General features: G+C 43.4%; 17 protein-coding genes. 4 read left to right on the top strand and 13 right to left on the bottom strand.

The genetic code is table 11. The features are described from left to right. Positions 1-20: 20 nt before the first annotated feature. The 7 genes from J7E78_RS01685 to J7E78_RS29645 form a co-directional block, all read right to left on the bottom strand. Positions 21-875: a carbohydrate ABC transporter permease gene (locus J7E78_RS01685; RefSeq protein WP_215074641.1), complete on the bottom strand. Its 855-nt coding sequence runs from the start codon at positions 873-875 to the stop codon at positions 21-23. Further along, the gene (locus tag J7E78_RS01680) at positions 859-1,773 is read right to left on the bottom strand and encodes a carbohydrate ABC transporter permease (protein ID WP_215074640.1); all 915 of its coding nucleotides are present in this window, start codon (positions 1,771-1,773) and stop codon (positions 859-861) included. The genes J7E78_RS01685 and J7E78_RS01680 overlap by 17 nt, the downstream gene beginning before the upstream one ends. A gap of 2 nt (positions 1,774-1,775) precedes the next feature. Then, positions 1,776-2,480 (bottom strand): beta/alpha barrel domain-containing protein, encoded by a 705-nt coding sequence (locus tag J7E78_RS01675; protein WP_215074639.1) that lies wholly within the window; start codon positions 2,478-2,480, stop codon positions 1,776-1,778. A 29-nt stretch (positions 2,481-2,509) separates the two neighbouring features. Further along, positions 2,510-3,805 carry an ABC transporter substrate-binding protein gene (locus tag J7E78_RS01670; protein ID WP_215074638.1) on the bottom strand — a complete coding sequence of 432 codons (1,296 nt, stop codon included), beginning with the start codon at positions 3,803-3,805 and terminating at the stop codon, positions 2,510-2,512. Positions 3,806-3,908: 103 nt separating this feature from the next. Further along, a complete protein-coding gene (locus J7E78_RS01665; protein ID WP_215074637.1) occupies positions 3,909-4,676 on the bottom strand; it encodes a response regulator transcription factor in 768 nt (255 codons plus the stop codon). A 5-nt stretch (positions 4,677-4,681) separates the two neighbouring features. Then, positions 4,682-6,505, bottom strand: coding sequence for a sensor histidine kinase (locus J7E78_RS01660; protein WP_215074636.1), 1,824 nt, complete (start codon positions 6,503-6,505; stop codon positions 4,682-4,684). Positions 6,506-6,777: 272 nt separating this feature from the next. Beyond that, the gene (locus tag J7E78_RS29645) at positions 6,778-6,966 is read right to left on the bottom strand and encodes an aspartyl-phosphate phosphatase Spo0E family protein (RefSeq protein ID WP_311516903.1); all 189 of its coding nucleotides are present in this window, start codon (positions 6,964-6,966) and stop codon (positions 6,778-6,780) included. A 929-nt stretch (positions 6,967-7,895) separates the two neighbouring features. Between J7E78_RS29645 and J7E78_RS01650 the strand changes: the two genes are divergently transcribed. The 3 genes from J7E78_RS01650 (at position 7,896) to J7E78_RS01640 (ending at position 10,056) form a co-directional block, all read left to right on the top strand. Beyond that, a complete protein-coding gene (locus J7E78_RS01650; RefSeq protein ID WP_215074635.1) occupies positions 7,896-8,684 on the top strand; it encodes a nuclear transport factor 2 family protein in 789 nt (262 codons plus the stop codon). 150 nt (positions 8,685-8,834) lie between these two features. Beyond that, the gene (locus tag J7E78_RS01645) at positions 8,835-9,203 is read left to right on the top strand and encodes a PadR family transcriptional regulator (protein ID WP_311516905.1); all 369 of its coding nucleotides are present in this window, start codon (positions 8,835-8,837) and stop codon (positions 9,201-9,203) included. After that, on the top strand, positions 9,169-10,056 hold the full coding sequence (locus J7E78_RS01640) for a permease prefix domain 1-containing protein (protein ID WP_215074633.1): 888 nt from the start codon (positions 9,169-9,171) through the stop codon (positions 10,054-10,056). Before J7E78_RS01645 ends, J7E78_RS01640 begins: the two co-directional genes overlap by 35 nt. An 18-nt stretch (positions 10,057-10,074) precedes the next feature. Here the strand turns inward: J7E78_RS01640 and J7E78_RS01635 are convergent, their stop codons facing one another. The 4 genes from J7E78_RS01635 to J7E78_RS01620 form a co-directional block, all read right to left on the bottom strand. After that, on the bottom strand, positions 10,075-10,248 hold the full coding sequence (locus tag J7E78_RS01635; RefSeq protein ID WP_215074632.1) for an aspartyl-phosphate phosphatase Spo0E family protein: 174 nt from the start codon (positions 10,246-10,248) through the stop codon (positions 10,075-10,077). Between the two features lie 547 nt (positions 10,249-10,795). Beyond that, on the bottom strand, positions 10,796-12,169 hold the full coding sequence (locus J7E78_RS01630; protein ID WP_215074631.1) for a helix-turn-helix transcriptional regulator: 1,374 nt from the start codon (positions 12,167-12,169) through the stop codon (positions 10,796-10,798). A gap of 255 nt (positions 12,170-12,424) precedes the next feature. Then, positions 12,425-13,810, bottom strand: coding sequence for a helix-turn-helix domain-containing protein (locus tag J7E78_RS01625; protein ID WP_215074630.1), 1,386 nt, complete (start codon positions 13,808-13,810; stop codon positions 12,425-12,427). Positions 13,811-13,940: 130 nt separating this feature from the next. Beyond that, on the bottom strand, positions 13,941-14,201 hold the full coding sequence (locus tag J7E78_RS01620; protein ID WP_215074629.1) for a TetR-like C-terminal domain-containing protein: 261 nt from the start codon (positions 14,199-14,201) through the stop codon (positions 13,941-13,943). A 15-nt stretch (positions 14,202-14,216) separates the two neighbouring features. Here J7E78_RS01620 and J7E78_RS01615 point away from each other — a divergent pair, with 15 nt between their 5' ends. Continuing rightward, positions 14,217-14,393 (top strand): hypothetical protein, encoded by a 177-nt coding sequence (locus J7E78_RS01615; protein WP_215074789.1) that lies wholly within the window; start codon positions 14,217-14,219, stop codon positions 14,391-14,393. Positions 14,394-14,434: 41 nt separating this feature from the next. On the opposite strand, the gene J7E78_RS01610 is transcribed toward J7E78_RS01615, so the two are convergent. After that, the gene (locus J7E78_RS01610; RefSeq protein WP_215074628.1) at positions 14,435-14,803 is read right to left on the bottom strand and encodes a VOC family protein; all 369 of its coding nucleotides are present in this window, start codon (positions 14,801-14,803) and stop codon (positions 14,435-14,437) included. Between the two features lie 117 nt (positions 14,804-14,920). Beyond that, on the bottom strand, positions 14,921-15,982 hold the full coding sequence (locus tag J7E78_RS01605) for an alkene reductase (protein WP_215074627.1): 1,062 nt from the start codon (positions 15,980-15,982) through the stop codon (positions 14,921-14,923). Positions 15,983-16,042 lie beyond the last annotated feature (60 nt).

The raw sequence follows: 16,042 nt of genomic DNA, 5'->3' as shown, positions 1-16,042 counted from the left end.
TCCGATACTATTGCCATGGCTTACTCTTTAAGTCCCGTCATGGCAACTCCCTCAATGAAGCGCCGTTGTGCCAGGAAAAAGACAATTAACAGTGGCAAGGTAGCCATGACGGTAGCGCTCATCAGATATTGCCAGGCTGTACCCACTTCATCTGTAAACAGGGATAATCCAAGAGGAAGTGTCATTAGATCACGCGAGTTAATGAAGATCAACGGATCAAAAAACTCATTCCAGATCGTCACAAACGTGAAGATCGTCAAAGTAGCCATTCCGGGCTTGGCAATGGGCAGCATAATTCGTGCATATATTCGGAAGCGATTGCATCCGTCCATCATCGCCGCTTCCTCCAGCTCGGTAGGCACCGTGATGAAGAACTGCCGCATCACAAAGATGCCAAACACACCGCCCGCGCCAAAGATCGGCAGTAAAATCAGCGGGAGATGAGTGTCAATCCACCCCAGCTGCCGCATGAATAGAAACATCGGAATCGCCGTCACCTCATGGGGAATCATCATCGCACTTAGCAGGATGAGAAATACCACATTACGTCCCTTAAACGGAATTTTGGCGAATGCATAACCGGCGAGAGAAGCAAAGAATACTGTTCCCAGCACAACCAACACAGAAATGTAGATACTGTTCCAATAAAAACGGTGAAACGGAATCAATCGGAAGACATCGATGTAGTTCTGAAATCGGAATGATTCCGGTATCCACTGCGGTGGATAGGTGAATATGCTCTGGGGTTCCTTGAATGATGTCGATATCATCCAGATAAATGGCACAATCATCATGAGGGAAATCAGAGTCAGCAACAAATACGTCCCCAGAATACTTCCTATTTTTCGCCCCGAAGGACTAGGCATCGCCTTCATTGAATACCCACCTCTTTCGGAGCTGCCATTGCAGCAGTGTCAGAATTAGCACGATGAAGAACAGAACATATGCGAGAGCAGAAGCATAGCCAAACTGAAATAGTTTGAATGCTTTTTCCCAGATATAATAAACCAATACCTTTGTGCTGTTGCTCGGCCCGCCCTGTGTCATCACATAGATCTGCCCGAATACTTTGAGTGAACCAATCACGGTCATGACTACTGTCAAAAACACTGTTGGCGTGATCATGGGCAGCGTGACGTGGAAGAAGGTTCCCCTTTTGCCCGCCCCGTCCAATGTTGCTGCTTCGTACAGTGAACGCGGTACCTGCTGAATGGCTGCAATGAACAGCACCATATTCAGACCGACATTTTTCAGCACACTTGTCACGATAACCGCTGGCATTGCCAAATCCTGATTGTAAAGCCAGGCCGGGCCCTTGATGCCCAGCATCAACAGAAGCTGATTAATCAATCCCGACTCTGTCGCATACATCAGCTTCCACACGATGGCCCACACAATTAGCGAGGTCATGACCGGAACAAAGATGGCGGTTCGGAAAATTCCGATACCCCGCAGATTTCTGGATAGCAGCAACGCGAGCAGCAGAGCGAGCACAATATTAAGCGGCACCAGCCCCGCTGTGAAATAGACCGTATTGGCAAGCACTTTCCAGAACATCGCGTCTGTCAGTATATTCCGGTAATTATCCAATCCAATAAAATGATGATCCCCCAGCAGCGGCCAATCGGTCAGGCTCATGTATAACGCGAGACCCATGGGAAACAGCAGCAGCAGGGTAAACCCAAGCACCATCGGCGATACAAATAGCCACCCCGCGATCTGGGCCTCTCTGGCGAGCGGCCCCCTTCTTTTGCGCTTGTGTGGATGGGTCACAATCAGGCCCTCCCCCTTTTCAGACTGTCCACCGCATTGCGGAACTCATTCACAGCCCTTCGCAGCTGTTCCTCCGTGTTGCCTGTCACAACCGCTCCAAGCATAATCGCTTTGACCCCGGTATCATGCAGCACCTGAACATCCCCAGGCACCAGCTTTCGCTGGGAAGGAACCAATACCGGAACCTGTGCTTGCAAGACCAGACGGCGATATTTAAGCACATCCGCGAAGCTGAGCGGTGTACCATATTCTTTTCCAGGAACAATGGATGCCTCCAGGGCGGTGAAGCCGAAGTGAGCTGCCGATGTAACGAGGGAAGCATCATATTCCTCATTGATCGCAAACGTTGGGTCCAGCCCCAAGTCATTCAACATGAAAGTAGGCAAGTGATGTGCATAGATGGAATAGAAATCAAAACCCAGCCCGGAAAGCCCCTCCACATCCTCCCTTCGTGCCCCATCTATACTGCCGGAAGGTACGACCCCAAGCGGACCACCAAATTCACTGCGAATCGCTCGAAATACCTCGGCATACCTGTCCAATGGGCCAAAATGATTCCCGCTGGCGCGATGACCGACATTATAGTGCACCTTCAGTGCATCAGCACCCTCTTCCATGGCTGCCCGAGCCAAAGCAAGTTCATTCTCAGGCAGACTGACCACCAGGGACAGCGGTTTCCGCTCAAGTAATTCTTTGAATTTGCCCATTATTCTCACCTCCGGTTTCGATCGACTTCTTATGGTTGCAGCACGCTTTGGATCTCTTCCTGCATTTGTTTCAGGTTATCCTTAGCTGTCGCTGTCTTGGCAAATAGTCGGTCCAATCCCTGCAATACCGCATTGTCGATATCCTGCCAACGGATATGGCCGGGGATTAAGCGCGCTTTCGGCATTTCATCAATGACGGCCTGCACAATATGCTCTTTGCTCGGATTATTCGGCTGAAGAATGAATACGTCCGAGTTCAGAACAGAAGTACGCGGAGGCACAAAGTAGGTGGCTGTCGCCTGAATCCCCTGCTCACTCGCAAAATACTTCAACAGCTTCTTCGTTTCCTCTGGATGTATGCTGTCGTTAAACATGGCATATCCGGCCTGCCCCAACATCGGTACACTGCCTTGTGAACCGGAAGGCATAGGAGCGATACTCCATTCAAAATCCGTAATCTCTCTTGCTTTGGATACATAGCTATAATTATCAAAGAACATGCCCACATTACCCGCATCAAAGCTGACCTGTTCGCCCGCCTTCGGGTGTGATTCATCGGTGAACATCATGCGTTCCAGCAATTCAAAGGTCTGTACGCCATAGGAATCGTTCCAGGTGAATGTTGTCATGCCTTCGTCGAATGGACCGCTTCCATTGGACCAGGAATAGGAGGATAGCACCGCCCAAGTCTTCCAGTCGCGAAAAAAATTGGCGCCATAGACTCGGTTGGTCGCATCCTTACTGGTAATCGCCTTCGCAGACTCTTCGAACTGTTCCCATGTCCATTGACCTTGAGCCGCCAGGGTGTTAGGGTCCGTCAGGCCTGCTTTGTCAAACAGCGTTTTGTTGTAAAACATAACAACCGGAGGTGTGGAAAAAGGCAGCCCCAGCAGTTGATCTCCATCACGGAACAAATCCAATGTACTTGGAATATAATCATCCAGCTTAAACTGTGCATCATCCTGGAACTCGGATACATCGGCCAGAATGTGGTTGGACTTGAATTGCGGCACCATTCGCTCCGATACCCAGGCGAGATCGGGAAGAGAGCCTCCGGCGGCAAGCACCGAAATCTTTTGCTGGTATTCTGCGAAAGGTACGGATTCCATCGTGACTTTGATGCCTGGATTTTCCTTGGTGAAGCCATTGATCAGCTTGTTGTATACATCCATATGTGCCTGGTTCCCCCACATCATGAACTTCAGCTCCACCTCTCCATTCTCCCCGCCTGCACTGCCAGGTTCACTGCTGGAATTGGCGCTAGTGCACGCGATTGAAGCAATGATCATGACTAAGAGCATTAACATAAGTCCTGCTTTTTTCATGGAAATCCCCCTTATGGACGTTGTGGTATACAGGTGCAACCAAAGTATAACGAAAGCATCGTTCCCCCTTAAATCACGTCAACTACAGAAATGGTATGGTTTTTCAAGAAATACTGAATCGGTCTCGGTATTCTCCCGCAGTCCATCCCACCTGCTGCTTGAACACCAGCATGAAGTGTTTGGGACTCTGATGCCCGGATAACCGTGCCACATCATAGATTTTGAGACCCGTGTTGATCAGCAACCACTTGGCCCGCTCCATACGTGCCTCAGTGATATATTCGGAATAATTGATTCCTATTTCATTCTTGAACAACTGGCTCAAATAAGTAGGGTTCAAGTTAACGAGAGCTGCTATCGTCTGAAGTCGCAGATCTCCATCGGGATGTTGCTTGATGTACTCCTTCACATCTCGAATAATCTTCCGTGTATCTCCACCAGCGTGTTCTGCTTTTCCAGATGGCTCCGGGATCGAAAGGGTCGAAATTCCATACCTGCGATCCAGCAGCAATTGAATCTTTTGTATGCACAATGCCAGTTCATAGCGATCGATTGGCTTCAACAGGTAGTTCAACACCCCGTACTCCAGCGCTCTGCGTGCATATTGAAACTCGCCGTAGCCGCTAATGATGAGTATGAGCAATTCAGGGTACATGTCTCTAGCTTTGCTTACCAAAGTTAATCCGTCCATTTCACGCATGCGGATATCCGTGATTAACACATCCGGCACATCACATCTCAGAAAATCCAGCGCCTCGGTACCGCTCGACGCTTCGCCCGTTACCTGAAACTGAGAAGACACTTGTATTATCAGCTCCCTCAGCCCATGACGGATGACCGTCTCATCCTCCACAAGCAATACTTTATACATGCGCTTCAATCCCCTTTCGGTAAAAGTTGAATGGATATCGTGATCACCAGTCCCTGCCCGGGACTTCCATCAATGCTTAGGCTGCCGCCTTCTCCATAGATGAGACGAAGCCTCTGGGCGATATTGTTAAGCCCCAGGCTGTCTCCAGCATGGCAACGTAATGCCTGACTGGAAGGCTGTTTCGATATGGACTCGTTTAACTCATCAATCTCAGCCTGAGTCATCCCCTTACCGTTGTCTCGTACACTAATCAGCAGTTCATGGTCAAATTTCAAGGCAGATATCCAGATCATTCCCCCATCTTCCTGTCCTTCAATGCCATGGTAGACTGCATTTTCCACCAGCGGTTGCAGTATCAGCTTCGGAATCACACATTCTGTTATCTCTTCTTCAATGTCATAGTTAACCTCCAGCTTACCGTTGTAACGTACCTGCTGAATGCGTACATAGGATTGTACAAAAGCCAGTTCTTCCCCAAGGGGAACCATCCGATCCACCTTATCAATCGTGTAACGCAGCAGCTTGCCAAGCGCCGTTACCATGTCCGACACCTCAGCATGCTTCTGGCGAATGGCCATCATGTTAATGGACTCCAGCGTGTTGTATATAAAATGGGGATTCATCTGGCTCTGCAACGCTGATAACTCTGCCTCCCGCTCTTGAATGCCCAGCAGGAACACCTCATTGAACAGTCGATGAATCTCTTCCATCATTCGGTTAAAGCCCCGGCTCATCTGTCCGAATTCATCGTTGCTGAAGTGTGCTACCCGCTGGCTAAAATCTCCCTGCTCTACCCGAATCATGTGGTGCTTCAGTTGAATCAGTGGCCGGGTGATACGATAGGATAACAGAACCGCCAGAATCGCTATACCCACCATACATAACACTGCGAACCATATTGTAAAGGTGAGCATCTCACCCGACTCCTTTTGAATCACAGCAATAGGTGTAAGACTGATCACCGAAAGCCCGGAATAACTGGAATGATGTTGTACATAGAGATAGGGCTGCCCATCCAGAACAACCTTTTGGTTTCCTGCATAGCTTTGAAGCTTCCCATGCATTAGCAACTGGTCATACGCAGACATCCCTCCGATTGAGGTCCGTTCAAACAGCAGACGCTGTTTGCTGTCTACAATCATCAGGCTTGCATCTTGCTCATAATTCAGATTGGATAACAGTTCGCCGAAGGCCTCCAGACGGATGTCAATCAGAATGTATCCCAATCGCTGGAGCGTACCCGGATCTCGAAGCACTCTGCCCACCGATATGTAAGATTCTTGCTGACCGCCCGTGTAATAGCCGGGAACATGCGGAGGAAGCAGGCGCCTTGTCCCTTCCGAGTCGTCAAGCTCTGCAAACCAGTCATCCTGTCTGCTGTCCCATACCGGCTTGACCGCCAGTGAATCGAGATTGGAAAATAAAATACCGCTATTGCTGATCAGGTGAATCCCCCGAATCTCGGGCCGGTCATAAGCTTGACCAGATGTGTAGAGCTTCATTTTCAGATAATCCTCAGACCTCGCCCATGTACCCGACCCCATCGGAGCATTGTATTTGCCTAGAATGCCAAGCACCATCTGATCGTAAAGCGGCAAGAGCGACAACCGCTCAAAGTCCTTCAGCAGCCGATTCAGATTCGCGTTAATCTGGCGAACCAGTTCAATGGTGAACTGCTCGGTCTTGGCATCCATCGTCTGCGAGAAATGCTTGTAGTTCATCATTCCCTGCAAACTTAGCGGCAGCAACGTCAGCGCCAGGAACAACAGGAGCAACTTGGTGCGCAGGTTTACGTTTTTTCCGAAATAACTGTGTACCTTGTCCATCATTTCCGTTCATCACTCCCTCTCCCAATCATTGTATGAGCCCCCTTCACAGATCAATCTGGATATAACTGGGGTCATCATATCCAGTTTTAATGGTCATTCGCTATCCTGCCAACTCTGGAATAGGTACGGAATTTCAAGGTATCCGCATTGGTTTCAGGTGAACGCAAAAAAGCCGACTGTATCGCTACAGTCGACTAAGGTATTTCTATTGAAAATCCGCTGAATTAATCTATAGAACTAATCTGCTGAACCAGACAGAAAAACCGACTGCATTATGCAATCGGTTGTCTGTTCCTGAGATGGCTTTTATATTTATATCGATTATATTCATTAATAAGCTCGTCCAGTACCATGGACTGTCGGAGGACTTGGTTGTCCTGCATGCCATGATTCTCCGCCAAACGACTCAATTCATGCCTGTTCCGTTCGATTTGGTCTCTGATCTGTTTCGGTTCACTCACAGCATGCACCCCCTCTTTTTTTAATATTTTAGGATACATTGCCAAAAAATTAACATTATATTCCTTTGCAGAACGAAATGATTGTTTACAAAGGTAGTTTCATTAGTATGATTGCCAGAATACACAAATAACGCCTTGCTCCGACAGATAGTTGTCCAAACTAAATATTCCATACACAGTCAACCAATCCGATCTCAGCCGGACTCATCTCTTCATCTACATAGGGTTCATTGTGATTGGACTGATTGTAACTATTGTCATTGCCTTAAATAATCAAAACAAAAAGAAATAGACCGCCCCAGCTAAGGTAATGGTCTATTTCAGCTACCTATGCACAGCCACCGCCCTTAGAATCGGCTGTTGTAAAGAGTAGGGATGTTCGCGCATCCTTGCTCTTTTTTTATTATCTCCGGTTTAGCACAGTTTGTTGCAGAAGTTAACTCTTTACTGGTAATTATTGTCGCTCATTTTGGAGTAGAAGGGAAGGGGTATAAGCATGGTTGTTGCATAAAGGTTCTCTAAATCTTTAACCGTATCCTGCCTGCCACACATTCAAATGAAATAAGTTCCTCTTTAATGTATCCTCATTTTAGTAAACAGACGGAAGTATTCACGAGTTATTTTAAAAAAAACAACCTCCAATTGATTTCCTTCTTTATCTCTCATTAGAAGCGTAATTACCTAAGAAAATATATTGAAATATACCCCTAACTAAATGATAAAATTTACACTATTATAACTTTTTTCCTTTAAATAATAAAAAGAATGTTATGCAAAAAAAATTATCATCAAACAAAGGAGGTGTTACCCACAATTCTTCAAACAGGCCAAACAATCAGATTGGGCTAAACTCTTTTTATCTAGTCCTAGCCTAAATAACCGTGAAGAATATTTGATCTAAATACACAATTAAAGGAGCTGTTAATGCAATGATGAAAAAGTTGTTACTTCCCTTATTGTCTTTATCTATTACTCTAGGAGGTGCTCTCTGTTTAAACACCTCTACCGCTAATGCGTCAGATAACCCGGAAGTAGCTGCTAAACTAGCTGTTCAAGAATTTTTTGACACTATGGCAGAAGGAAGTTTTACTGAAGCTACAGAGTTAGTTATAGATATGAGATATCCAAACAAAGAGAAACAAATTGCTAAGTACGAGCATTACAATTCTGTAAGTGACTTTGATTCGATGAAAATCATTGATACACATGCAATGGATGACTCAACGGTTGTTGTAACATTTCAAGGTAATGTTTCTGGAATAGAATCCGAAAATGAGCTATATGTAAAAGAGTTTGAAGACAAATGGAAATTGATTTTGGGTGACAATGATCCTGCCACTGTAGCAGCACTGAATGTGCCAGAATTTAGCACACATGCTGTGGTAGATTACTATTCCTTTACAGGATTTAACTACGGAAGAGCTCATTACACCACTAACTCTTTCTCGACACAAGGTAACGCCGTAAACATTATAGGTTGGCAATATGCGAGCACTGATTTTCATGCAGATGTATCTTATCAAGTAGCTCAAGATTCTTTCATTGGATGGAAAACTTTTGGTAACGCTACATCTGTTTACGGTAATTATACATCCGCTGCTAGTGATCGTTTCACTATCTCTTTAACTGGTATTCCAAAAGGAAATGATTATCACATTCGCATTGTGAATTGGGCACCAGTATCTGTCGATGGTGCAGGGAATGTGTATACTAATTAGAATTTACTAATCCCTATTACCACTCAACACCTTTATTTATAGTAAAGGTATTGAGTGGATTTTTCATGAAATAATTTATCATAGAAAATTATCCTTGAATAATCTTCAAATATCTGTTAATTTAAACTACATAGAATTACATAGTAGGTGGTGTATCAGTTGAAAAATGAAATGATTAAGGGATATATCGACGGTATTGTGTTGTCTATTTTGAGCAAAAGAGATGCTTACGGTTACGAAATATCTCAACACATTAATCAAGTAACCGATGGAGCATTTCTGCTCAAGGAAGGTACACTGTATCCTGCATTAAAGAGGCTCGAAGCCAATACTTACATTGAAGGCTACTGGGGTGATCAGGAAGGTGGGCCTAGACGAAAATATTACAGGATAACAGATGATGGCCAACTTCGACTTGAAGCAATCAAAACCTCATGGGAACAAAATACACATATCATTAATATTTTCTTAGGAGGAACGGCGAATGGACATTCAATCCTATTTAGATCAAGTTTTTAAGAGATCATTCTTATCTAGACGAGAGCGTAGCGATTTAGCCGAAGAAATGTCTACTCATTTACACTCGTCCAAAGAGCATCATATGAACGAGGGATGTACTGAAGAACAAGCCACCACAAAAGCTATAGCATCTTTTGGCGATCCGATCACCTTAAGAACTAAATTGACTCAAGAGACTTATGGTCTATCAAGTAAACTGATCCTACAGTTTATAATTATGAGCTTAATCCTGTATTTAAGCTCCCTGTTCATAGGAATAGTTCTTCATTATTATGATGTTCATAACAGTGTGGTCGAACTTTTCCCTATAGCCTTCATTACACTATGTGCCTTGATCAGTGCTTTGCTGCTGACTCGCAAAAACACTGATCGTTGGTGTCTATTGTCCGTTCCCATTTTATTTGGATTAGGATATTTGCAGGCATATCTGGGTCTTTTCAAAAATATGTTTGGTAGCCTCGATTCATTTACGCTTTTTGAGAATTTATTTTTCAGCGGCGCTTATGATTTTTCAGGGCGTAATAGCTTCATACTTATTGGCGGTCTGATCCTAGCTGTTCAAACACTCATTTTGTTTGTTATCAGCAAAAATATCTACATCTCTTTGATGACCTTCGCCTTCTCTATTTTGTATACAGTTTCTCATATGGTCATTTTCGGATCATATTATCTGTTCTTTGGGGATCATTTTAGTTCGTCTGTCACCAATGGATACAATGTTTTTGCCGCCGGTAACATTCAACGCCTCTCAGATATCGGTGTGAAATTAGGTATGTGTCTTGTATTGTTTTTCACTTTAAGCTCAGTAAAAAAGCTAATCTTTAAATCTAAATCTAAGCTCCAGGCTGGATGAGTTAGAATGACATATTATTTACTTTTTCAGGTTCATTCCAAAGGAATATTGATTATATTCATTAATTAGCTTATCCAACGCCATAGACTGCTCAAGCACTTTCACATTCGGGATTCCATATTGATCTACCAAGCGACTCAACTCTTGCCGACCTTGCTCGATTTGGTCTTTCAAGATACTTAGTTCTCTCATGGCATGTACCCCTCTAGGGCATTCTAGAAAAACATTTAATATGAGTAAGCTATTAGTTTCGCTCATGACTACAAGTGCTTTTTAGAACATATTATGTTTTGCATAATATTGTAAAAACAAATCTTTAGAAAAGGCATTGCGCTCTGCCTAATCCTTTTTCAAAACACAAAACAGCCTACCGGAAAAGCAGATAGGCTGTTTGTTTTATTTAATATTTATTGTCTTAAATAATTGTGAATATGTCTCTTGCTGAGACAAACTAGCTTGCTGTCTGTAAGTTCCGTATAATTCAACGCATTTTACTGTCATGTGATCGTCTTGGTTCAATGTTGAAAGAGATAAGTTATAAAGTATTATATCTATACCGTTTTGATAATCCTGTCGACTGCATTTATACTTTGCGAGTTCATAATTAAACAACATATATATATGAGTTATAACTCGTGAATTGCACCCTCTATCTAAATAAAATCGTTTGATCTTGTCTTCATATTTTTCTAAATGACGGATTGTAATATGAAGTGCGACACCTGCTGCCCCAGATAATTCACGAACGAAAAGTCGGTACGCTTAATTTATCTATTAGTTTTGTATACAACTCTTCCTGGGTCTTACTGGCGCAATCTCTATATTTTCCGTATAAATCTATACATTTGATACACATCATGTCATCATTACTTGAGACCGAACGTTCGAAACTAGTAATTAGATGTTCTATTCCCTGTCCAATCTGGTTTTGGTTTAATCTATATCTTGCAAGTTCGTAAAATAAGCGTATATATCTGAAATTCAAGGCTTGCTCGTTATATGTTCCTTTTAAATATTTCTCAGTCCTGATTTCATTGATGTAATTTTGGAATCTATCTAAAGAAAAATTAATATCGTATGAGTACTGATTAGCCGCCTGTATGATGTATGGGAACGCTGTTAAAATCTCTTTAGGATTAGCATCGAGGTAATCCAGGTAAGCACTTAAAACTTTAAAATCGCCTGATAATATAGTGTATAAATATCGATTCCCTTCGGCCCACCCCTTGAACCTTTCTATTAATTCTTTCTCTTCTTTAGTTGGATTTTCTGCTTCATCCATAACGTTCACATAAACATCAGTGTACTCCAAAGCCTGTATATACTGCTTCCGCTCTTCAGACACATTTGCCTTAAGTAGATTAGCATACGCTTTATAAGTGAATATAGGATAAAAGGCAATTCTTGGTTTTCCTTTGCGTCTATTGGATTGAAGAAGAAACTGAAAGTCGACTCTTCGTTCCAGTTCTTCAGCCAACTCAAAGACCTTATCCCACAGATTTATTGTTCCATACACATTGGCCAAATCTTTAATCGCATCCAGTTGTACTTCTTCATTTAACTTATCAATAAAAGGCTCAAACCTTACTGCCGCATTGAGATTATCAAATTTACTCAGTGTTTTATGAAGCAAGAAAATACGGTACTGGCATAAGGCCAACCGCTCCGAGTGTTGATATTTCTCACTGTCTGCCACACATTCATACAAAATAAGAGCTGCTTCTTTTAGTCCTTTAGCAAAAAAGTCTTCAGCCACTTCGAATAACTGTTCTATATAGGATCGATCATCTGTCACATGAGTGATAACTTGTTGTATACAATCCAGCTTACCAAGTTCTGCACACTCGTATAGGTATGGTTCCAAACGTCTCCAGTGGGGCGCAGATTCAATGAAGGATTCTACCCCGTAACTTTCATAAAAATAACCTTTTTCTAATTCCATTGCAGAAGTAATCTGATTCAGTTGGTTCATAGACATCGGCCTGTTGCCTTTAAGAATGGCACTTAATGTACCAACATTAATTCGTGTAATTTCGGAGAAATGTTGCAACTTGAGATTTTGTTCTCTCATATATTTCTCAATATGCACTTTTATTGTAGGTACTAATTTCACTATCACACCTCCGCCATCCAAACCACTTATATTTCAATTAGATATAATAAATGTTATTTTAATCCTGTATTTTACATTGGTCAATCTATGAAAATACAAAAAAAGCTTACTCTCAATACTTGAAAGTAAACCTCATTGACAATTTAATATATCTCTGGCTGTTATAAACTGCCTCCACCATGATGATGAGCTAATATTTGTATAATTACATCACTATCAAAATTTCCAATTTCACCAAAATTAATAATCATAAAGCTAAGCAAGATTACATAGAACATTTTCTTTTTTTTCATAAGATTTCTGAACCTCCATCATAATAAGTTTGTATTGATGCTCAATTTCAGCGTTACCCATGTTTTTGTATTTCTCATATAAGGAAATACAATGAATAATATCCGTTTGATTATTTAATCTTACAGACTCCCCTAGACAGTCCATAAGTTGCCTCAAACCCTTTCGATATTCATGACGATTCAAGTGATAAAGAGAACGTTCTAGCAAAAATGTAGCATACAGTTCACTCTTTATTTGTTCTGTATATCCTTTTGAATGGTCAATTTCAGAGTTAATACGGTCGCTAAACTTATATAAAATTTCATCAATATTTTGTTCAAACTTATTAGCTGCTTCTAAAATATTAATTAATGCAGGTAGAATTTCCTCTTCATTTTGTTCAATAAATTCTACGTAAGCAGGTAAAACACTGAAATCACCTATCATTAATTTATATAAATAAGTATTTGCTTCTGTCCAACCGGCAAATTTATCAATATAAATCTGATCTTCATCATCAGGTTCCGAGACATTAGCAAGTTTGGCGTAGAGCTCTGTGTAAACTAATGCCTCCTCATAACGCCCCTGTCTTTCACATGCCATTGATTTAAGTAAATTGGAATAAGCTCTATATACGAACAAAGGATAGGCGGTAAGTCTATCGCTTTTGTCTATTTTCTTCTTTGTATATGATTGCAAAATTTTGGTTTTCCGGTCTAATTCTTCAGCCAAATCAAACACCTTTTCCCAATATCTCAAAGCCAGATACGTATTCGCCAAATCCTTAATCGCATCCAGCTGCCTCTCCTCATCCAGCCGATTAATATATGGCTCGAAGTGCACGGCGGCGCGGAGGTTATCATGTTGATTCTGACCGAGAGATAAGGTGAAAATGCGATACTGACACAATGCGAGACGTTCCGAATGTTGGTATTTCTCACACTCCGCCACACATTCGTACAACATCCGTGCAGCCTTCGTCTGTCCACGTTCCAGCATACCTTCGGCCATCTCGAATAGTTCGGAGATATAGGAGCGATCGTCCGTCACCTGTTGAATCACTCGCTGGATGCAGTCCAGCTTGTCCAATTCTGCACACCGCTGTAGAAATGGCTCAAGCCTTCGCCAGTGAGGAGCCGATTCCACGAAGCACTCCGCACCGTATGTCTCGTAGAAATAACCCTCTTCCAGATTCATGCCCTGGGTAATGAGATCAAGCTGCGCCATCGCGATGGGGCGAGTTCCCTTAATGATTGCGCTGAGCGTTCCAGCGTTCACCCCCGATATATCGGCAAAATACTGCAGGGTGTACCCCTGTTTCCTGATGTAGTCCTCAATATATGAGCGTATCGTAGTTGTAGGTTCCATGTATCCCACCTCCACAATGAAAATCCATAAATTTGAATTTATATGATATGCACAATTTTAAACCTAAATTTTACAGCGGTCAATAAAAATCGTGGCAATTTCCTTCACTTATATACAGGGGAAATCGACTTTATTCAGCAAGAAAATATCCAATACCATCAAACAGGGAATCAAGCAATACCTCTACATAGGCATCATCCATCACTTCACCCGTCACTAACATGCGATAGAACACCGTCCCATAGATCAGATCAATATACAATCCAACGTCCACCCCTGTCTTCAATTCGCCGCGCTCCACACTCTTCTCCAGAATTCCCCAAGCTTCACGCCGACATGGCTGGATGGTACTGCCTAACGATGCTGTAAGAATGGCATTCTGGATTTCCATGTTACGGGGACCATCGTGGCAATCACACTGGATATGGCTGTCTCGGGAAATCTGGTGCTGGGTCAACGCATTATCTACTCGTTAGCAACGAATAAAATGAATAGGTCTTCAATCCGAACGACGAAACAAGGGCAGACTGATCCTCAGATCAGTCTGCCCTTGTTGTTACAATCATCACTCAGCTCCCTGTGATAGAGCGAGGTATCACTATTATTAAGATGGATATTGGCGTATTAGGCTTTACTGTGAAGGGTAACTTGGTACCCGTCTGGGTCGGCAAATGTAAAGGTTCTCCCGAATGGGCCATCTATTGGTGCAGATGTAATTTTTACGTCTGCCGCAACAAGCTTGTCGTGGATTTCTTGCGTATCCGGGGCATGAAGCCACAGAGCGATACCAAGTCCTGGCTGAGCACCTGAACCGAGTTCTGTTCCTGGCAATAGGTCACGTAGAGCAAATGCAATAGGCTTGGTTTCAAATACTACAGCATGAGGAGGTCCCGCCTGTGAGCGTACCAGTCCAAGATAGTACTGATAAAATTCGGCTGAGCTTTCAAGATTGCTAACCTGAAGTGAAATGAAATCCGGTCCAATTGCTGACATAATGTAATGTCCTCCTTAGTATTTGTATATCTTGATCATACAAGGCCGCTCTTGCCAACAGTATGTCAGTAGTGTTTTTTCCGTTTTTTGATTTCTTCTCTTACTAGATTTTCTCTTTTACACCAACACAGGCAGATGCGTAGCTGCATCATACTCGACCAATGGCTCACCCGCTTGTAACTTACGCACCAGATCTGGATTGGCGATAAACGGTCTGCCGAACGCAGCCAGATCTATGCTTCCCTTACCAATCGCGTGCTCCGCGGTCTGAACATCCAGATCACCCACACCAATGATGATTCCATCCCACTGACTACGAATCCGCTCGTGAAAAGACTGCTCCCCTTCCCATGCTTTCGCATAATGATCTGTTGAGGGATGCAAGATCGTAATTCCCGTCTCGCGGAACAAGTTCAGATATGCATCGATCATTCCAGCTTTGTCTACCCATGCATAGGATGCATCATCATCCTTTTTCTCAGAGAATCGTACCGATATGCGATCCACAGGGATCTCTTTTTTCACAGCCACAATAAGATCCCGCAGGAACCGCAATCTGCCCGCAGTGTCGCCTCCATATTCATCTGTTCTGTGGTTAGTCTTCTCATTGATAAACTGGTCGATCAGATACCCATGCGCAGCATGCAGCTCGATCCCGTCAAACCCCGCGAGAACTGCATTGCGGGCAGCATTCTGAAAATGCTGAATCGTATCCGCTATATCCTGTGCACTCATCGCTTTAGGAACCTGATACGGTTTATGCAGCTTATGCACTCTTCCCGTTGCCGCAAGGCTGGAAGGTGCAAGTGGAGCGGTTCCGATCAGATCGGAGTGGGACAACCTGCCGACATGCCACAGTTGAGCAATAATAGTGCCTCCATGTCTATGAACAGCATCCGTTACCCTTTTCCATGAAGTCGTCTGTTCATCTGTATATAAGCCGGGGATGCCGTAGGTGCCTTTGCCTGCCAGATTGGGGTTAATGCCCTCGGTAATGATCAGTCCCACGCCATCTCGCGCACGCTGCTCATAATATGCGACCATCTCATCCGTCACGGTCCCCTCCTGATCATCAGCAAATCCCCGGGTCAACGGTGCCATCACAATTCGGTTCCTTAATTGCCACTGATGAATCGTTACCGGGCTTAATAGTGTTGAATGTGTATTCATGTTATCCATGTCATATCCCTACTCTCTTTGTCATTAGGGATATTGTACGGCGGCTCTGATATATCGTAA

Origin of the sequence: Paenibacillus polymyxa, from assembly GCF_018614975.1 — a bacterium.
In the GTDB taxonomy this organism is placed as follows: Bacteria; Bacillota; Bacilli; order Paenibacillales; family Paenibacillaceae; genus Paenibacillus; species Paenibacillus polymyxa_E.
This window is presented reverse-complemented; position numbering and strand designations above follow the sequence as displayed.

Bases quoted from the DNA above. Each gene is read 5' to 3' on its own strand.
- J7E78_RS01685 (WP_215074641.1), bottom strand. From the start codon at position 875: ATGAAGGCGATGCCTAGTCCTTCGGGGCGAAAAATAGGAAGTATTCTG.
- J7E78_RS01675 (WP_215074639.1), bottom strand. From the start codon at position 2,480: ATGGGCAAATTCAAAGAATTACTTGAGCGGAAACCGCTGTCCCTGGTG.
- J7E78_RS01670 (WP_215074638.1), bottom strand. From the start codon at position 3,805: ATGAAAAAAGCAGGACTTATGTTAATGCTCTTAGTCATGATCATTGCT.
- J7E78_RS01665 (WP_215074637.1), bottom strand. From the start codon at position 4,676: ATGTATAAAGTATTGCTTGTGGAGGATGAGACGGTCATCCGTCATGGG.
- J7E78_RS01660 (WP_215074636.1), bottom strand. From the start codon at position 6,505: ATGATGGACAAGGTACACAGTTATTTCGGAAAAAACGTAAACCTGCGC.
- J7E78_RS01650 (WP_215074635.1), top strand. From the start codon at position 7,896: ATGATGAAAAAGTTGTTACTTCCCTTATTGTCTTTATCTATTACTCTA.
- J7E78_RS01640 (WP_215074633.1), top strand. From the start codon at position 9,169: ATGGACATTCAATCCTATTTAGATCAAGTTTTTAAGAGATCATTCTTA.
- J7E78_RS01635 (WP_215074632.1), bottom strand. From the start codon at position 10,248: ATGAGAGAACTAAGTATCTTGAAAGACCAAATCGAGCAAGGTCGGCAA.
- J7E78_RS01625 (WP_215074630.1), bottom strand. From the start codon at position 13,810: ATGGAACCTACAACTACGATACGCTCATATATTGAGGACTACATCAGG.
- J7E78_RS01620 (WP_215074629.1), bottom strand. From the start codon at position 14,201: ATGGAAATCCAGAATGCCATTCTTACAGCATCGTTAGGCAGTACCATC.
- J7E78_RS01610 (WP_215074628.1), bottom strand. From the start codon at position 14,803: ATGTCAGCAATTGGACCGGATTTCATTTCACTTCAGGTTAGCAATCTT.
- J7E78_RS01605 (WP_215074627.1), bottom strand. From the start codon at position 15,982: ATGGATAACATGAATACACATTCAACACTATTAAGCCCGGTAACGATT.